Annotated in this window: 16 protein-coding genes and 1 tRNA gene; 7 read left to right on the top strand and 10 right to left on the bottom strand. The window is 70.8% G+C overall.

The window, feature by feature from the left end; translation table 11 throughout:
• Positions 1 to 216: 216 nt before the first annotated feature.
• The 6 genes from AC5WS8_RS36550 (at position 217) to AC5WS8_RS36525 (ending at position 4,450) form a co-directional block, all read left to right on the top strand.
• Positions 217 to 1,179 carry an ABC transporter ATP-binding protein gene (locus AC5WS8_RS36550; protein WP_496107795.1) on the top strand — a complete coding sequence of 321 codons (963 nt, stop codon included), beginning with the start codon at positions 217 to 219 and terminating at the stop codon, positions 1,177 to 1,179.
• Entirely contained in the window at positions 1,169 to 2,077 is a 909-nt protein-coding gene (locus AC5WS8_RS36545; protein ID WP_496107791.1) for an ABC transporter permease, read from the top strand. The genes AC5WS8_RS36550 and AC5WS8_RS36545 overlap by 11 nt, the downstream gene beginning before the upstream one ends.
• The gene (locus AC5WS8_RS36540; RefSeq protein ID WP_496107790.1) at positions 2,074 to 2,985 is read left to right on the top strand and encodes an ABC transporter ATP-binding protein; all 912 of its coding nucleotides are present in this window, start codon (positions 2,074 to 2,076) and stop codon (positions 2,983 to 2,985) included. The genes AC5WS8_RS36545 and AC5WS8_RS36540 overlap by 4 nt, the downstream gene beginning before the upstream one ends.
• Positions 2,986 to 2,995: 10 nt before the next feature.
• Positions 2,996 to 3,715 carry an ABC transporter permease gene (locus AC5WS8_RS36535; protein WP_496107789.1) on the top strand — a complete coding sequence of 240 codons (720 nt, stop codon included), beginning with the start codon at positions 2,996 to 2,998 and terminating at the stop codon, positions 3,713 to 3,715.
• A gap of 139 nt (positions 3,716 to 3,854) precedes the next feature.
• Positions 3,855 to 4,094, top strand: a complete 240-nt coding sequence (locus AC5WS8_RS36530) for an SGM_3592 family protein (protein ID WP_496107788.1) — start codon at positions 3,855 to 3,857, stop codon at positions 4,092 to 4,094.
• Positions 4,095 to 4,365: 271 nt separating this feature from the next.
• Positions 4,366 to 4,450 (top strand) — tRNA-Ser (locus tag AC5WS8_RS36525).
• A gap of 18 nt (positions 4,451 to 4,468) precedes the next feature.
• Here AC5WS8_RS36525 and AC5WS8_RS36520 read toward each other — a convergent pair.
• The 9 genes from AC5WS8_RS36520 to AC5WS8_RS36480 form a co-directional block, all read right to left on the bottom strand.
• Positions 4,469 to 5,293, bottom strand: a complete 825-nt coding sequence (locus AC5WS8_RS36520; RefSeq protein ID WP_496107787.1) for an HAD family hydrolase — start codon at positions 5,291 to 5,293, stop codon at positions 4,469 to 4,471.
• Positions 5,290 to 6,567: a serine--tRNA ligase gene (serS, locus tag AC5WS8_RS36515; protein ID WP_496107786.1), complete on the bottom strand. Its 1,278-nt coding sequence runs from the start codon at positions 6,565 to 6,567 to the stop codon at positions 5,290 to 5,292. The genes AC5WS8_RS36520 and serS overlap by 4 nt, the downstream gene beginning before the upstream one ends.
• 545 nt (positions 6,568 to 7,112) lie before the next feature.
• On the bottom strand, positions 7,113 to 8,045 hold the full coding sequence (gene pheA, locus AC5WS8_RS36510; RefSeq protein ID WP_496107785.1) for a prephenate dehydratase: 933 nt from the start codon (positions 8,043 to 8,045) through the stop codon (positions 7,113 to 7,115).
• A 72-nt stretch (positions 8,046 to 8,117) separates the two neighbouring features.
• The gene (gene efeB / locus AC5WS8_RS36505) at positions 8,118 to 9,368 is read right to left on the bottom strand and encodes an iron uptake transporter deferrochelatase/peroxidase subunit (RefSeq protein WP_496107784.1); all 1,251 of its coding nucleotides are present in this window, start codon (positions 9,366 to 9,368) and stop codon (positions 8,118 to 8,120) included.
• Between the two features lie 8 nt (positions 9,369 to 9,376).
• The gene (locus tag AC5WS8_RS36500) at positions 9,377 to 11,488 is read right to left on the bottom strand and encodes a copper resistance CopC/CopD family protein (RefSeq protein ID WP_496107794.1); all 2,112 of its coding nucleotides are present in this window, start codon (positions 11,486 to 11,488) and stop codon (positions 9,377 to 9,379) included.
• A 58-nt stretch (positions 11,489 to 11,546) separates the two neighbouring features.
• Positions 11,547 to 11,999, bottom strand: coding sequence for a copper chaperone PCu(A)C (locus AC5WS8_RS36495; RefSeq protein WP_496107793.1), 453 nt, complete (start codon positions 11,997 to 11,999; stop codon positions 11,547 to 11,549).
• A 26-nt stretch (positions 12,000 to 12,025) separates the two neighbouring features.
• Positions 12,026 to 12,700 (bottom strand): SCO family protein, encoded by a 675-nt coding sequence (locus AC5WS8_RS36490; RefSeq protein WP_496107783.1) that lies wholly within the window; start codon positions 12,698 to 12,700, stop codon positions 12,026 to 12,028.
• 104 nt (positions 12,701 to 12,804) lie between these two features.
• Complete coding sequence (locus tag AC5WS8_RS36485; RefSeq protein WP_496107782.1) at positions 12,805 to 13,566, bottom strand: YcnI family copper-binding membrane protein; 762 nt, start codon at positions 13,564 to 13,566, stop codon at positions 12,805 to 12,807.
• 159 nt (positions 13,567 to 13,725) lie between these two features.
• Complete coding sequence (locus AC5WS8_RS36480) at positions 13,726 to 14,538, bottom strand: hypothetical protein (protein ID WP_496107781.1); 813 nt, start codon at positions 14,536 to 14,538, stop codon at positions 13,726 to 13,728.
• Positions 14,539 to 14,789: 251 nt separating this feature from the next.
• On the opposite strand from AC5WS8_RS36480, the gene AC5WS8_RS36475 reads away from it, so the two are divergent.
• Positions 14,790 to 15,245 (top strand): ATP-binding protein, encoded by a 456-nt coding sequence (locus AC5WS8_RS36475; RefSeq protein WP_496107780.1) that lies wholly within the window; start codon positions 14,790 to 14,792, stop codon positions 15,243 to 15,245.
• Positions 15,246 to 15,920: 675 nt separating this feature from the next.
• Here the strand turns inward: AC5WS8_RS36475 and AC5WS8_RS36470 are convergent.
• Entirely contained in the window at positions 15,921 to 17,411 is a 1,491-nt protein-coding gene (locus AC5WS8_RS36470; RefSeq protein ID WP_496107779.1) for an aminopeptidase P family protein, read from the bottom strand.
• Positions 17,412 to 17,442 lie beyond the last annotated feature (31 nt).

Here is a 17,442-nt window from a genome sequence, read left to right as displayed (position 1 = left end):
GCCTACCCCTCCAGCAGCGGCTGCCCCACGTACTCCCCCTCCGCCGCGCCGCCCGCCACCTCCGTCTCCCGCCTCCCGCAACAGTCCGGCCGCGTCCGTCGGCCATTCGACCTGAGAGTGACCCTTACGGGCCCGTAATACTCGAGGCTGATCCGCAGACAGCTCTGCGGTCTGACGACGGCAGTGGCCCGTGTCACTACTGTCTATGACGTGACTGTGATCGCGACCGAAAGCCTGAGCAAGCGGTACCCCAGGGTGACCGCGCTCGACCGGCTCTCCGTGGACGTGGGACCCGGCGTGACCGGACTCGTCGGAGCCAACGGAGCCGGCAAGTCCACTCTGATCAAGATCCTGCTGGGTCTGTCCCCCGCCACCGAGGGCCGCGCCGAGGTGCTCGGCCTCGACGTCGCCACCAAGGGCGGCGCCATCCGCGAGCGCGTCGGATACATGCCCGAGCACGACTGTCTGCCGCCCGACGTGTCGGCCACCGAGTTCGTCGTGCACATGGCCCGCATGTCCGGCCTGCCCCCGGCCGCCGCCCGCGAGCGCACCGCGGACACCCTGCGCCACGTCGGCCTGTACGAGGAGCGCTACCGCCCCATCGGCGGCTACTCCACCGGCATGAAGCAGCGCGTCAAACTCGCCCAGGCGCTGGTCCACGACCCGCAGCTGGTGTTCCTGGACGAGCCGACCAACGGACTGGACCCGGTCGGCCGTGACGAGATGCTCGGCCTGATCCGCCGCGTGCACACCGACTTCGGCATCTCGGTCCTGGTCACCTCACACCTGCTGGGCGAGCTCGAGCGCACCTGCGACCACGTCGTCGTCGTCGACGGCGGCAAGCTGCTGCGCTCCAGCTCCACCCGGGACTTCACCCAGACCACCACGACCCTCGCGATCGAGGTCACCGACTCCGACGAGCACCCGGACGGCACCCGCGCGGTGCGCGACGCGCTGCACGCGCGCGGGGTGACCACGCAGGAAGGCAGCGGACTGCCGGGCGCCGGCCACATCCTGCTGCTGTCCGCGGAGGGCGAGCACACGTACGACCTCGTCCGGGACGTCGTCGCCGACCTGGGCCTCGGCCTGGTTCGCATGGAGCAGCGCAGGCACCACATCGCGGAGGTCTTCAAGGACAGCGACGCCGAGCGGAAGGAGGCGGTCGGTCATGGCGGTTGAGCATCCCCTGGCCCCCGAGGCCGAACAGACCCGGATCCACAACATCGGCTACCGCTCGTACGAGGGCCCGCGCCTGGGCCGCGCCTACGCCCGCCGCTCGCTGTACTCGCAGTCCCTGCGCGGCGCCTACGGCCTCGGCCGCTCGGTGAAGTCGAAGGTGCTGCCGATGCTGCTGTTCGTCGTGATGTGCGCCCCCGCACTGATCATGGTGGCGGTCGCGGTCGCCACCAAGGCGAAGGACCTGCCCGTCGAGTACACGCGTTACGCGATCATCATGCAGGCCCTCATCGGCCTGTACGTCGCCTCGCAGGCTCCCCAGTCGGTCTCGCGGGACCTGCGCTTCAAGACCGTGCCCCTGTACTTCTCCCGCCCCATCGAGACCGCCGACTACGTCCGCGCCAAGTACGCGGCGCTGGCCTCGGCCCTGTTCATCCTGACGGCCGCGCCCCTGCTCGTCCTCTATGTGGGTGCGCTGCTGGCCAAGCTGGACTTCGCCCATCAGACCAAGGGATTCGCCGAGGGACTGGTCTCCGTGGCCCTGCTCTCCCTGCTGTTCTCCGGAATCGGTCTCGTCATCGCGGCGGCCACGCCACGGCGCGGCTTCGGTATCGCGGCCGTCATCGCCGTTCTGACCATCTCCTACGGAGCCGTCTCCACCATCCAGGCGATAGCGGAGGTCCGCTCGGGCAGCTCCACGGCCCCGGTGTGGATGGGCCTGTTCTCGCCCATCACCCTCATCGACGGGGTGCAGACCGCCTTCCTCGGCGCGTCCTCCTCCTTCCCCGGCGGGCACGGACCCTCGACCGGGCAGGGAGTCGTCTTCCTCCTGGTCGTCCTGGGACTCATCGCCGGCAGCTACGGCCTGCTGACGCGTCGCTACCGAAAGGTGGGATTGTGACAACGCTCACCATCGACCACGTCTCCCGCTGGTTCGGCAACGTGGTCGCCGTCAACGACGTCACGATGACCATCGGCCCCGGAGTCACCGGTCTGCTCGGCCCGAACGGTGCCGGGAAGTCCACGCTCATCAACATGATGGGCGGCTTCCTCGCCCCCTCCACCGGATCGGTCACGCTCGACGGGCAGCCGGTGTGGCGCAACGAGGAGATCTACCGGCACATCGGCATCGTTCCCGAACGGGAGGCGATGTACGACTTCCTCACGGGTCGCGAATTCGTCGTCGCCAACGCCGAGTTGCACGGACTCGGCGCCAAGGCCGCGCAGCGGGCGCTGGCCACGGTCGAGATGGAGTACGCGCAGGACCGGAAGATCTCCACGTACTCCAAGGGCATGCGGCAGCGGGTGAAGATGGCGTCCGCGCTCGTGCACGACCCGTCGCTGCTCCTGCTCGACGAGCCGTTCAACGGAATGGACCCGCGCCAGCGCATGCAGCTCATGGATCTGCTGCGGCGCATGGGCGCCGAGGGCCGCACCGTGCTCTTCTCGTCCCACATTCTCGAAGAGGTCGAGCAGTTGGCCTCGCACATCGAGGTGATCGTCGCCGGACGGCACGCGGCGAGCGGCGACTTCCGCAGGATCCGCCGTCTGATGACCGACCGCCCGCACCGCTACCTGGTGCGTTCCAGCGACGACCGGGCGCTCGCCGCCGCACTGATCGCCGACCCGTCGACGTCCGGTATCGAGGTCGACCTCACCGAGCGTGCCCTGCGCATCCAGGCGATCGACTTCGGCCGGTTCACGACACTGCTGCCGAAGGTCGCGCGTGAGCACGGCATCCGGCTGCTCACCGTCTCGCCGTCCGACGAGTCCCTCGAGTCCGTCTTCTCGTATCTGGTCGCGGCGTAGGAGGCCGAAGATGTACGACCCCACAGTCGCCCGGCTCACCTACCGGGGCCTGCTCGGCCGCCGCCGGGCCCTCGTCCTCGGCGCGCTGCCCGTTCTGCTGATCGTGATCTCCGCGGTCGTCAGGGCGCTGACAGGCGCCGACGACCAGGTCGCCCACGACGTCCTCGGCGGGTTCGCCCTGGCCACCATGGTCCCGATCATCGGCGTCATCGCGGGCACCGGCGCGATCGGGCCCGAGATCGACGACGGCTCGGTGGTGTACCTGCTGGCCAAGCCGGTGAAGCGGCCCGCGATCATCTTCACCAAGCTGATCGTCGCGATCGCCGTGACCATGGCGTTCTCCGCCCTGCCGACGTTCATCGCGGGCCTGATCCTCAACGGCAACGGCCAGCAGATAGCGGTCGCCTACACCGTGGCGGCGCTGGTCTCCTCCATCGCCTACGCCGCGCTGTTCCTGCTGCTCGGCACGGTGAGCCGGCACGCGGTGGTGTTCGGCCTGGTCTACGCGCTGGTCTGGGAGGCGCTCTTCGGGTCCCTGGTCTCCGGGGCGCGCACGCTCAGCGTTCAGCAGTGGTCGCTGGCCGTGGCCCACAAGGTCTCCGACAGCTCGCTGGTCACCTCGGACGTGGGACTGCCCACCGCGACGGTGCTGCTGGTCGTGGTGACCGTGGCCGCCACCTGGTACGCCGGGCAGAAGCTGCGGACGCTCACCCTGGCGGGAGAGGAGTGACGAGCCTGCGGGGCCGGGACCGGGGGCCTGAGCGGGCCCCCGGTCTTCTTTCTCTTTTCGAAGGCTTTTCTGACAGGGGTTTCACACCCGCCCGGGCACACTGGGCAAAGGGGATGCGCAGCAGCGGAAAGGACCGGGGATGACTGCTCAGGCACCACGGGGTGACGGTCCGGAGGAGACCGGCGATCCCTGGGACGGCGTCGAGTTCGACGAGGCCTTCATACGGTCCGCGTCGACCACGGAACCGTCCGCGCGTGCCCGGATGCTGGCAGCGCGCTGGCGCAACGAGGCGCCCGACCCTCAGCCGTGGCGCTCCGACGAGCCGCCGGCCGGCTGGTTCTTCAGCAAGGCGCGGCGTCGCAGGTGGCGGCGCCGCTAACCGCCGCAGAACGCCGGGGCTTTTATTCAGTGGCGCCCGATTCGGCGACCGGGCACAGTGGTGATGTCCGCAACGCCGGGATCATGCCGGCGCCACGTTCTGGGAGAGGAGCTCGGCGATGTCCATGCACGGCAGTACGTCGAGCTCCCGGCAGGGCAGCCCGCGGCAGGCTCCGGAGTAGTTACCCGCTCTGTCGAGCCCGCCCCGCACGGGGGGCTGCCCGGGGCGGCCGCTTCGAGCACGCGATCAGCATCGCGTGGGCCGCCCACCCGGAGGATTGGCCGAGTGGTAAGGCACCGGCTTGCTAAGCCGTGGTCGGGGTCGTCCCCGCGCGCGTTCGATCCGCGCATCCTCCGCGCACAGCTGTGGAGCGGTCAGGCCCGTTGCAGCAACCGCTCCAGCACCACCGCGATGCCGTCCTCGTCGTTGGTCAGCGTCACCTCGTCCGCGACCTCCTTCAGATCCGCGTGGGCGTTGGCCATGGCCACACCGTGAGCCGACCACGCGAACATCGGTATGTCGTTCGGCATGTCGCCGAAGGCGATCGTCTCCGCGGCCTTCGCACCCAGACGTCGTGCCGCCAGTGACAGGCCCGTCGCCTTGCTCAGGCCGAGAGGGAGGATCTCCACGATTCCCTCGCCCGCCATGGTCACTCCGACCAGGCCGCCGGCGGCCTGCTGCGCCGCCTCGGCGAGTTCGTCGTCGCTCAGGGTCGGATGCTGGAGGTAGACCTTGTTCAACGGCGCCGACCACAACTCCGCCGCGTCCTTGATCGGCTGGTACGGGAGGGGTCCGTCGTGCACCCGGTAGCCGGGGCCGACCAGGACCTCGCCGTCCAGTCCGTCCCGGCTCGCCGCCAGCAGCAGCGGGCCCACCTCGGCCTCGATCTTGGCCAGTGCGAGAGCCGCTGTCTGCCGGTCCAGCGTCACCGACGTCAGCAGACGGTGCCCTCCGGCGTCGTAGACCTGCGCCCCCTGGCCGCACACGGCGAGGCCCCGGTAGCCGAGGTCGTCGAGGATGTAGCGGGCCCACGGGACCGAGCGCCCCGTGACGACGATGTGCGCGGCGCCCGCCGCAGCGGCCGCGGCGAGCGCCTCACGTGTGCGCTCCGAGACCGTCTCGCCGGAGCGCAGGAGCGTCCCGTCGAGGTCGGTCGCGATCAGTCGGTACGGAAAAGCGGCCTGCTCGCCCGTGCTCACTTGGCCACGGGCTCCAGCAGCTCCCGCCCGCCCAGGTACGGCCGCAGCACCTCGGGTACCCGTACCGAGCCGTCGGCCAGCTGGTGGTTCTCCAGGATCGCCACGATGGTGCGCGGTACGGCGCACAGGGTGCCGTTCAGCGTCGACAGGGGCTGGACCTTCTTGCCGTCCCGCATGCGCACCGACAGCCGGCGCGCCTGGAAGGTGTCGCAGTTGGACGTGGAGGTCAGCTCGCGGTACTTGCCCTGGGTCGGGATCCAGGCCTCGCAGTCGTACTTCCGTGAGGCCGAGGCGCCGAGGTCACCCGTCGCCACGTCGATCACCTGGAAGGGCAGCTCGAGGGCCGTCAGCCACTGCTTCTCCCATTCCAGGAGCCGCTGGTGCTCGTTCTCGGCGTCGTCCGGGTCGACGAACGAGAACATCTCGACCTTGTCGAACTGGTGCACGCGGAAGATGCCTCGCGTGTCCTTGCCGTAGGTGCCGGCCTCGCGGCGGAAGCACGGCGAGAAGCCCGCGTAGCGCAGCGGCAGCTTGTCCGCGTCGATGATCTCGTCCATGTGGTACGCCGCGAGCGGGACCTCGGAGGTGCCGACCAGGTAGAAGTCGTCCTTCTCCAGGTGGTACACGTTCTCGGCGGCCTGGCCGAGGAAGCCCGTGCCCTCCATGGCGCGCGGGCGGACCAGGGCCGGGGTCAGCATCGGGGTGAGCCCGGCCTCCGTGGCCTGCGCCATGGCCGCGTTGACGAGCGCCAGCTCCAGCAGGGCGCCGACGCCCGTCAGGTAGTAGAAGCGCGAGCCGGAGACCTTCGCGCCGCGCTCCACGTCGATCGCGCCGAGCGCCTCGCCGAGCTCCAGGTGGTCCTTGGGCTCGAAGCCCTCGGCGCCGAAGTCGCGGATGGTGCCGTGCGTCTCCAGGACGACGAAGTCCTCCTCGCCGCCGACCGGGACGTCCGGGTGCACCAGGTTGCCCAGCTGGAGCAGGAGCCGCTTGGTCTCCTCGTCGGCCTCGTGCTGCTCGGCGTCGGCCGCCTTGACGTCGGCGGCCAGCCGGCTCGCCTTCTTCAACAGCTCGGCCTTCTCGTCACCCGTGGCCTTGGGGATCAGCTTGCCGAGCGCCTTCTGCTCGGAGCGGAGTTCGTCGAAGCGGACGCCGGACGACCTGCGCCGCTCGTCGGCGGAGAGGAGGGCGTCGACGAGCGCGACGTCCTCACCACGGGCGCGCTGGGAGGCGCGAACACGGTCGGGGTCCTCACGGAGCAGGCGAAGGTCAATCACCCTTCAAGGCTACCGGTGCGGAGTTCCGCGACACGACTTCGTATTCCGATCCGCGGGCCACGCATCCGTTATGAGGCAATTACGACAGGTGCCTGTAGGTGCCGACAAAAGAGCGCCACCCCCGGAAAGGGGGGTCCGTGAGGGGGGTCGTTGACCTCACTTCCCTGTCACGGCCCGAATTCGGGCTGCGCTTGTCCACAGGCGCCCACCCGCCCCGAGGGGTTATCCACAGGCTGTGCGGAAGATCTGTGGAAGCCGGAGGTGATCATTCCGAAAGCCGTGCACGGGGCATGGAATTCCGGTCGCAAACCACCATCACTCGCACTTTCGGGTGGAAAAGGGTAGCCCTCAAGGGGTGATCGAAAGAAACAGGTGGACAACTGCGGTGTACGCGGCGGTGGCCGGGCGGGTGATCCTTACAGCGATTTGTCGACTCGATGACCCCGCACTGTCGACTTGTCCCCAGATCGAGAAGCGGGCTGTGGATAACTCCTGTGGATAACGAAAATCTGCAGGTAGGACGAGACGCCCCCGGAACCTGCCGCCTAGAACCTGCCGTCCTGGCAACGGGCCACCCAGTCCGCGGCCGACACGAACTCGTCGTCCGACGTACCCGGCAGCGGAAGCCGCACCGCCTCCGGCTTGATGTCCGCACGCGGGTACGAGCCGAGGAAGCGCACCTGCAGACAGATCCGCTTCAGCCCCATCAGCGCCTCGGCGACCCGACGGTCCGAGATATGACCCTCGGCGTCGATGCAGAAGCAGTAGTTCCCGATGCCGGCACCGGTGGGACGGGACTGCAGCAGCATCAGGTTGATGCCCCGCACGGCGAACTCGCCCAGCAGGTCGCGCAGGCCACCAGGGTGGTCGTCACGCTGCCACAGCACGACGGAGGTCTTGTCCGCGCCGGTCGGTGCCGCCGGCCGGGCGGGCCGGCCGACCAGCACGAACCGCGTCTGCGCGTTCTCCGCGTCGTGGATGCCGGTCTCCAGCGCCTGAAGACCGTAGCGGGCGGCGGCGAACTCGCCCGCGAACGCCGCGTCGTAGCGCCCTTCCTGGACCAGGCGGGCGCCGTCCGCGTTGGAGGCGGCCGACTCCCAGACGGCGTCCGGGAGGTTGGCCTTCAGCCAGTTGCGCACCTGCGGCTGTGCGGCGGGGTGCGCGGTGACCGTCTTGATCTCGGAGAGCTTCGTGCCGGGGCGGACCAGCAGCGCGAAGGTGATCGACAGGAGCACCTCGCGGTAGATCATCAGCGGCTCGCCCGCGACGAGTTCGTCGAGCGTGGTCGTGATGCCGCCCTCCACCGAGTTCTCGATCGGCACGAAGGCGGCCTCGGCCTCACCGCTGCGGACGGCGTCGAGCGCCGCCGGGACGGACACCATCGGGACGAGCTCACGGGTCGCGGCCTCGGGCAGCGTACGGAGGGCGACCTCGGTGAAGGTGCCCTCGGGGCCGAGATACGCATAGCTGGCTGGCATGCCCTCACCCTAATGCGCCGTGTCGAGGCGCGGCCCACACCTGGGGAAACGCCCCCCGATCGAGCGCCTTGCCTACCCCTCCAGCAGCGGCTGCCCCACGTACTCCCCCTCCGCCGCGCCGCCCGGCACCGCGAACAGGCCGCTCGCCTCGTGGCGGATGAACTGCGACAGGGCGTCGCCCCGGTCGAGCTTGCGCTGCACGGGCACGAAGCCGCGCAGCGGGTCGGCCTGCCAGCAGATGAACAGCAGGCCCGCGTCCGGCCTTCCGTCCGCGTCGAAACCGTCGTGATAGGAGAACGGGCGGCGGAGCATCGCCGCGCCCCCGTTCTGGTCGGGCCGGGTGATCCGCGCGTGCGCGTTGATCGGCACCACGAGCTTGCCGTCGGCGCCGGTCTTCTCGAGGTCCATCTCGGTCGTCTCGGTGCCGCCGCTCAGTGGTGCGCCGTCGGACTTGCGGCGGCCTATCACCTCCTCCTGGGTCTTGGAGGAGAGCTGCTCCCAGTCGTCGAGGAGCATGCGGATGCGGCGGACGACGGCGTACGAGCCGTTCGCCATCCACGCCGGGTCGCCGGACGCGGGCACGAAGACGCGCCGGCCGAAGTCGGCGTCGGTGGGCTTGGGGTTGCGGGTGCCGTCGACCTGGCCCATCAGATTGCGGGCGGTCATGGGGTGCGCGGTCGCGCCCGGCGAGCGGTTGAAGCCGTTCATCTGCCAGCGCAGCCGGGCGGCGCCGCCCGCGTCCTTCTGGATCGCGCGCAGGGCGTGGAAGGCGACGAGCGCGTCGTTGGCCCCGATCTGCACCCACAGGTCGCCTTCGCTGCGGGAGGTGTCGAGGTGGTCGGAGGAGAAGCCGGGCAGCGGGTCCAGGGCGTCCGGGCGCTGCTTCTCCAGTCCGGTGCGGGAGAAGAAGCTGTGTCCGAAGCCGAAGGTGATCGTCAGGGACGACGGGCCGGCGTCACGGGCGACGTCGGTGTCGTCGTGCGCGGCCGGTTCGCCCGCCATCAGCCGCGCCGCGGTGGCGGACCAGCGGCGCAGCAGCGCGGCGGTCTCCTTGCGGCCGGTGCCCGCCGTCAGGTCGAAGGCGACGAGGTGGCCCCGGGCCTGAAGGGCGTCGGTGATGCCGGGCTGATGTTTCCCGTGAAACATCACCTGGCCCGCGCCCAGAGAGCTCAGCGGCGAGGTCCTGTCGGCGGGCGCGGCGGCGTATCCGGCGGCCCCGCCCGCGGCCCCGAGCGCAAGGCCGGTGGCGCCCGCGGTACCGAGAAGCCGTCGCCGGGTGATCGCCCCTCGGGAGGTGGTGGTGTCGGTGGACTGGTCAGCCATCGTGGGGTTCAGCCGATCTGCGCGTTCTTGGTCACGGTCACTTGGTCGATGTCGGAGGTCCGCACCGTCACCTCGATCTTCCAGTCGCCCGCCATGGGGATCTGCACGCCGCTCGCCGACCAGTGACCGGTGGCGACGTGATCGGGCGCGATCGGAAGCGGTCCGATGCTCTTGGTCTCAAGCGTGAGGGCGACCTTGACCTCGGGGACGTCGAAGGCCTTTCCGTTCGGGCGCGTCACATAGACCCGCATCGCGTTGCCGCCGACGCGGGCCGGGTCGAGCGTGAGCCGCACGGTGCCCTTGCCGTCCTGGCCGCCCGTGTCGAAGGGGAGCTTCAGCGACAGGGATCCGGAGCGCTGCGACGCCGAGGAGGCGCTGACCGCCTTGACCGCCTCTTCCGTGCGCCCGGGCTCGGTCGTGGTCAGCACGGTGGTGACGGCGAGCAGGACCACGGCGACGGCCGCCTCCGCGAGGACGGAGCGGCGCAGCCCGGCACGGACGGGGTCGGCGTCCCTGACCCGCTTGGCGCGTGCGGCGGCCATGGCGGCCCGCTGCCGTGCCAGCTGGGCGGCGCGCTCGGAGTCACCGGACCCGGCGGACGCCTTGCCCGAGGTCCCGGCTGTGCGCGAGGCACCTTCGGTGCGGGACGCTTCCGCCCCGCTCGCCCTGGCCGACGTCTGCTCGGCCGAAGCCGACGCCGAAGTCTGCGCCGACGCCGACGCCGACGCCGACATCTGTGCCGCTACCGTCGCCGGCTTCTTGCGGTCGGTGTCCTTCCCGACGTCGGCCGGTGCGTCCACCAGCTGCGCCGTCCACCGCCGCGAGATCCACCCGATCCCGACCAGGACGGCGACCAGGCCGACCTTGACGAGCAGCAGCTGCCCGTACGTCGTCCCGGTGAGCGCCGACCAGGAGCCGACCTGGCGCCAGGACTGGTAGACACCGGTCGCGACCAGCGTCACGACGCCGGCGAACGCGAGACGCGAGAAGCGCCGCACGGCCGCCGCTCCGATCGACGGCGCCCGGTACAGCGCGGCGAGCAGGGTGGCGAGTCCGCCCAGCCATACGGCGACCGCCAGCAGGTGCACGACGTCGACGGGCATGGCGACGCCGGTCTGGATGCCGGTCGAGGCGTGCTCGGCCATCGCCCAGGTCGCCGCGAGCCCCGCCGCGATCACGGTCCCGCCGAGGGCGAGCCCGAAGGTCAGGTCCCGCTTCTCGGCGGACGGGTCGGCGCCGGTCTGCGCCGCGCCCTTCCCGGCACGGGCACCGGCATCATCGGCACCGCCGTCGTCGGCCTCGGCGTCCGTCTCCTCCGCGTCCCGCCGCGCATAGGCCCCGAACAGCACCGCGATGAACAGTGCTGCGGCGGCGAGCAGCAGCAGCCGGGACATCAGTGCCGCCCCCGCCTTGGTCTGCAGTACCTGCCCGATCAGGGACAGGTCGAAGATGTCGGCGGCCTTGCCCGAGCCGGTGTACGAGCCGCGCAGCAGCAGCAGGGCGAGGGTGGCCGAGGTGAGCGCCACCCACCCGGAGACGACGAGCCGCTGCACGGCCCGCACCCCGGCGCCCCGCTGCCAGCAGGCCAGTACGAAGACCGCTCCCCCGATCAGCAGGATGAACCCGGCGTAGGAGACATACCGTCCGATCCCGTAGAGGGTGCCGACCACCCCACCGCCCACCGTCGGACCGGAGGCGGAGACCGAGGTGGCGGACGGGGCGCCGACGGAGAAGGTGAAGGCGCCGGAGACGGGGTGGCTGTCGGCGGACACCACCTGGTAGGTGACGGTGTAGGTGCCGTTCGCAAGCCCCGGCCGCACCCGCACCCCGTAGGTCGTGCCGCTGAGGTCGGCCGGCTTTCCGGTGTCGACGCGCTGTCCCCGGGGGTCGAGGACGCGCAGCGAGCCGTCGGAGAACGCGACCTGCTCGGAGAAGGTGAGCGTGACCTGGGTGGGCGCTTTGTCGACCACCACTCCCTGCGCGGGGTCGCTGCCGAGCAGTGCGGCGTGCGCGGAGGCGGGCGCGGCACCGGCGAACAGCCCGCCGGCGAGGGCGAGCAGCAGCGTCAGCAGCAGTCGGGCCGCGCGGATGCGTACCGTGCGCCGGGGCGCCGCACGGATGGTGCTCGGGACGGCGTGCCCGCCGGGAGCGATGGCCTGCGTCACGGTGATGCCTCCCTCAGTGGCCGGTCTTCGGGTTGTACGTCGCCGGCTTCACGGGCATCTCGACGGTGACCGTTCCGGACTTCGCGAAGTGGAGTTGTACGGACACCGTGTCGCCCTGTTTCGGCTTGTGGGTGAGCTTTTCGAACATGAGGTGGTTGCCGCCGCTCGTGAAGTCGAGCTCGCCGTGTGCGGGCACCGTGAACGACTTCTCCTCCTCCATCGCGCCGCCCTTGGTGGAGTGCAGCGTGACGTCGCCGGCCAGGCCGCTGGAGACGGAGGTGAGCGTGTCGGTGCCGCCGGAGTTGGTGACGGTGAGGAAGCCGGCCGCCATGTCGGCGGTGACGGGCTGGGGCATGTAGGCGCCGGTGACCTTCAGCTCCGGTGTGGCGGAGGCGCCGTCCGAGCCGCCGCAGCCGACGAGGACCAGACCGCCGCAGCCGGCGAGCACCATCCCCGCCGCCAGCATCGCGGCGGGGCCACCGAGGCGGCGGCTCACGGGTTCTCACCCTTGATGATCTTGGGTATGTCGCGGATGTAGTCGTCGACGGTGGTGTCCTGGCCGTAGACCACGTAGCCGCCGTTGGTCTTCGGCGAGAACGCGACGACCTGGGTTCCGTGCGTGGAGACGATCTTGCCGTCCTTGTCCTTCCTCGGCGGCTCGATGCCGATGCCGAGGGCGCGGGCACCGGCCTGGATGGTGGAGAAGTCGCCGGTGAGGCCGACGACGGAAGGGTCGATGCCGTTGAGCCACGCGCCCAGTGCCGAGGGGGTGTCGCGCTCCGGGTCGGTGGTGACGAAGACGATCCGCAGCGAGTCCTTCTGTGCCTGGGTCAGCTGCTTGCTCCGGTCCACCTCCTTCTTGGCGACGGCGAGGTTGTTCATGGTCAGCGGGCACTCGTCGGGGCAGTGGGTGTAGCCGAAGTAGATCAGCGTCGGCTTGTTCCTGGTCTGAGCGCGCAGGTCGTACTTCTTGCCGTGGGTGTCGGTGAGGACGAGGTCCGGCTTCTCGAACGGCTGGTCGAGCACCGTCCCGGCCTTGTCGGAGCCCGACTCGGCGGAGACGACGGCGACCGGCTTGTCGCCACTGTCGCCGGAGCCGCAGGCGGTGAGCGTGAGCGCGGCGGTGGCGAGGAGCGTGGCCGCCGCGAACGTCTTCTTGGTGCGCATAGAGAAATGTCCCAGATGCTAGGTCGTGTGGGCGCGCCGGGGCCGTACGTGTCGCGTGACGGCGTGGTCGTACGACCCCTGCGCGCCCGAAGGCGGGATGGTGCTCAGGCGTCGGTGGTGCGCCGGCGGCCGGCCAGGACGCCGTACGCCACGCCCGCCGCGCCGACGACGATGCCGACGACGCCGAGGACGCGGGCGGTGGTGTCGGTGCCGCCGGAGGAGCTGTCGGCGGCGGTGTCGGCGGCGGTGACGGCGGGCGACGTGGTGGCGGAGGTGTCCTCGGCCGTGGAGCCGTGGTGGCCGGAGGAGGATGCGGAGGCCAGCTCGAGCACCGGGGCGGGCTTCTCGGGCTCCGCCTGACCCTGCTTCCGCGGCTCGATCCAGCGCACCACCTCGTTGTTGGAGTACGTCTGGAGGGCCTTGAAGACGAGCTGGTCGGCATCCTCGGGCAGCTGGCCGACGGAGAGCGGGAACTTCTGGAAGTAGCCCGGCTCGATGCCCTTGCCGGTGGCGGTCCAGGTGACCTTGGACACGGCCTCGTCGATCTGCCGGCCGTGCAGGGTGAGCGGCTTGGCGAGCTTGGACTTGGTGACCTGCACCTTCCAGCCCTCGACCGGCTGCGGCATCACCGACGCCAGCGGGTGATCGGTCGGGAGGCTGACCTCGAGCTTGATGGTCGAGGCGTTGTTCCGCTCGTTGGGGACCTTGAAATCGACGACCGCGTAACCGCCCTTGGCGGCCTGGCCCTCCGGCTGCACGGTCACGTGCGCGAAGGCGGGCGCGGACAGGACGAGGACGGCCGATGCGGCGGCGGCACCGGCGACGGCGATGCGGGAGCCCTTGAGGGAACCCTTGATGGCCTTCATGGCGTGAGACCACTCCACTTCGAGTGAGAGTCCGTTGACGAAGAGAGATACGCGTGCGCAGGCGATCGCGGCCGTGGCCGGTTCCTTTGCGCGGGCACGCGCGCGTGCCGCGCGACGGCAGCCTCTCCCGTGCGGACGGGGCGGAGCGATGCGGTCGCGTCAGGCAGTGAGGGCGAACGGAGCGGAGGAGGGCGGTCCGCGTCGGATCACCGTGTGCTGCAGTGTGGCCGTCCGCGGCTTCGGGAGCAGCAGGAAGACGGTGCGCCGGGCCCGCGGCGCCGCGTCGGGCGCGCCGGGAAGCCCGGCCAGAAGGGCGCGGGCGAGGGCGAACGACGAGCGCAGGGATCGTACGAGCGCCCCTTCCGCGGCTTCGTGCGCCGGCAGCTGCATGAGCCGCAGCAGCGCCACGTCCCCCCGGCGCAGCACCCAGCCGCCGGCGACGGCCGCGAGGAGGTGCCCGAGCAGCATGGGCACGGACGGCAGGACCGGCCACCACGAGCCGGCGGCCGACAGGAGGTCGCCCGGGTGGTGCGCGGCGGCCGTGTCCGCCGCCGTGGCGAGCCGGGCGTCGGAGAGGATCTTCTGGGCCTGTGCGGGGGAGAGCGTCGCCGCGGTGGCGCCGCACACCAGGTGCGCGGCCCGGGCCACGAGTGCGGCTTCGGCCGGGGACATCCCCTTCGGCACCATGGCGCCGAGGTTCTGCCCGAGCCCGAACAGCGTGTGCAGCACGACCTGGCCCACCGCGAGAACCGTCGCGATGCCCGGCAACGAGCGCTCGCGCCCGGCGAACAGGGCGGCGACGGCGAACACGCCGAGCAGCCCCGCGCCCAGCGTCCACAGCGGGACCGTGGCGCAGGAGGCGAGCTCGTGCCCGGCCGCGGCCAGCACGACGCAGACCGCGGCGAACACCGCGGCCCGCAGAATCCGGAGATCGTATCCGGTGCGCGCCGTGCGCGGGTGGGGGGCACTCATGGCGGCCTCATCATCCCACCGGCCTCGGCGGGGCCGTACGGCAGGTCCGCAAGATGACGTAAATGTGGTAATCGGAGCAGTGATCCGGAAGATCACGTTCTGCTGACCCGTCCGTGAGGCCTTCCCGATACACCCGACCCCCGTCCCCGCGCATCCGCCGAACGGGCGGGGAGTCGACAATCGGGCGATTGTCCCCCGGCACTCGTGGCAATACGTAACGGTATGTCGAGCCGCGGCCGGGAGGCTGGAGCATGAGCATCTGGTGGTCACTCCATCTGCGGCGCGAAGCTGCGAGCGTGCCGCTCGCCCGACGGCTCCTGCTGGGCACGATGGAGACCGCGGGCGTCGACCCGGACATTTCCTACGATCTCTCCGTCGCACTGAGCGAGGCCTGCGCCAACGCGGTGGAGCACGGGGGTGACACCGCCAACGGCGGTGTGTCGGAGGCGTACCAGGTCACGGCCTACCTCGACGGCGAGAAGTGCCGCATCGAAGTCGCCGACTCGGGGCCGGGTTTCCCCGTCGGAAGACCTCGCACGGTGACCCGCCCGGTGTGCGCGGACGCGGAGCACGGTCGTGGTCTGGGGCTCATCGAGGAACTCGCCGACCATGTGCACATCGGCAACAAGCCGGGGCGGGGCGGCGCGGTGGTGAGCTTCGACAAGATCCTCAAGTGGCGCAACGACTCTCCGCTGATGGCCGTGTAGTGATCCCGGGCCCTGCACAACGGGGCACTGCCCTCCGTGGAGCCTCGGGGTCCATGACCGGAGGTCGCGGAGAGCGTCAACTCGAAGAGTCGTCCCGCTTTCTCCGGACCCGTCGGATACGACTGTCCCCGGCCGCTGTCGCGCTCAACGCATCGGGCCGCCGTCGAACCCCGGACTCCGCAGAGGAGAGGGCGCCGTCCTCGACGGTGTCGGCACCTCCTGGTCCAACTGGCTGGAGTAGAGGAGGGACATCAACGTCTCGGAGTCGGTGCTGGGCGCGATCGGCGGAGCCCTCCGGCTCACTCCCGCGGAGGGAGTCTGCCTCTACCGGCCGGCGGGCCGGCAGGGCACCGGTCGTCGAGCAGGGGACCGGCGGCGGCCCCGACGATCCGCGGCATCTGGCAGGGACAGTGAACCACTGGTCCCCCAACCCGGCGCCGGTACGGGACCGTTGAGGGTGCTCCGCACTCCTTCTTCGGCAGTGGCCCCGAGGAGTGGAAGGACATCGGCGCCGACGGCCTGACAGCGGGTGCTGGACTTCACCGTGCGCCACGTGGAGCCCGCGGCGGCCACCGCCAATGACCCTGTCCGCGGACCGAGCCCGCAGGGACGCGCGCCCGTGCGACGGGCCGGGCACCCGGCGGTACCCGGCCCGTCGCCCTTCCGCTCACGGCGTCAGCCCTTCAGGGACGCCATCCACGCCTCGACCTCGTCGGAGCGGCGCGGCAGCCCCGCCGAGAGGTTGCGGTTGCCGTCCTCGGTGACCAGGACGTCGTCCTCGATGCGGACACCGATGCCGCGGTACTCCTCCGGGACGGACAGATCGTCCGCCTGGAAGTACAGCCCCGGCTCCACGGTGAGCACCATGCCGGGCTCCAGGACGCCGTCCACATAGCTCTCGGTCCGCGCGGCCGCGCAGTCGTGGACGTCCATGCCGAGCATGTGGCCGGTGCCGTGCAGGGTCCAGCGGCGCTGCAGGCCCAGCTCCAGGACCCGCTCCACCGGGCCCTCCACCAGGCCCCACTCGACGAGCCGCTCGGCGAGCACACGCTGCGCCGCGTCGTGGAAGTCGCGGTACTTGGCGCCGGGCTTCACCGCCGCGATGCCGGCCTCCTGGGCCTCGTACACGGCGTCGTAGATCTTCTTCTGGATCTCGCCGAACCGGCCGCTGATCGGCAGCGTGCGGGTGACGTCGGCGGTGTAGTACGTGTGCGTCTCCACACCCGCGTCCAGCAGGAGCAGGTCGCCGGAGCGGACCGGGCCGTCGTTGCGCACCCAGTGCAGCGTGCAGGCGTGCGGTCCGGCGGCGGCGATGGTGCCGTAGCCGACGTCGTTGCCCTCCACGCGTGCGCGCAGGAAGAACGTGCCCTCGATGTAGCGCTCGGAGGTCGCCTCCGCCTTGTCGAGGACCTTCACCACGTCCTCGAAGCCGCGCACGGTGGAGTCGACCGCCTTCTGCAGCTCGCCGATCTCGAAGGCGTCCTTGACCAGCCGCATCTCGGAGAGGAAGACCCGCAGCTCCTCGTCCCGCTCGGCGGTGACCTTGTCGTGCAGCGCGGTCTCGATGCCCGCGTCGTACCCGCGCACCACGCGGACCGGGCCGGTGGCCTCCTTCAGCTTCTGAGGCAGTTCGCGCACGTCGGAGGCGGGGATGCCGTACAGCTTCTCGGCCTCGGTGAGCGAGTGGCGGCGGCCCACCCACAGCTCGCCCTGGCCGGAGAGCCAGAACTCGCCGTTCTCCCGGTCGGAGCGGGGCAGCAGGTAGAGGGTCGCCCGGTGGCCGCTCTGCCCGTCCGGGGCGGTGGTGGGCTCCATGACCAGGACGCCGTCCTCGGTCTGGTTGCCGGTGAGGTACGTGTACTCGACGGAGGCACGGAAGGGGTACTCCGTGTCGTTCGACCGGGTCTTCAGGTTGCCCGCGGGGATGACCAGACGCTCGCCCGGGAAGCGCGCGGACAGCGCGGCGCGGCGGACGGCGGTCTCGGCGGCCTGGGCGATCGGCTCCAGGTCGTGCAGCCCGGTGTCGGCCCAGCCCGACTTCATGTTCTCGGCCAGCTCGTCGGACACGCCCGGGTACAGGCCGTTCTTGCGCTGCTTGATGGGCTCCTCGGTCTCCTCCACGGCCTCCGGGGTCGCCGGGGTCTCGGGGGTGAGCTCGTCCGCCACGGTCATCCTCCTTGGATACGGCACTGGGCCA

It is taken from the genome of Streptomyces sp. PTL18, from assembly GCF_059510295.1.
The sequence above is the reverse complement of the archived record's forward strand: the minus strand, read 5'-3'. Positions and strand labels throughout refer to the sequence as shown.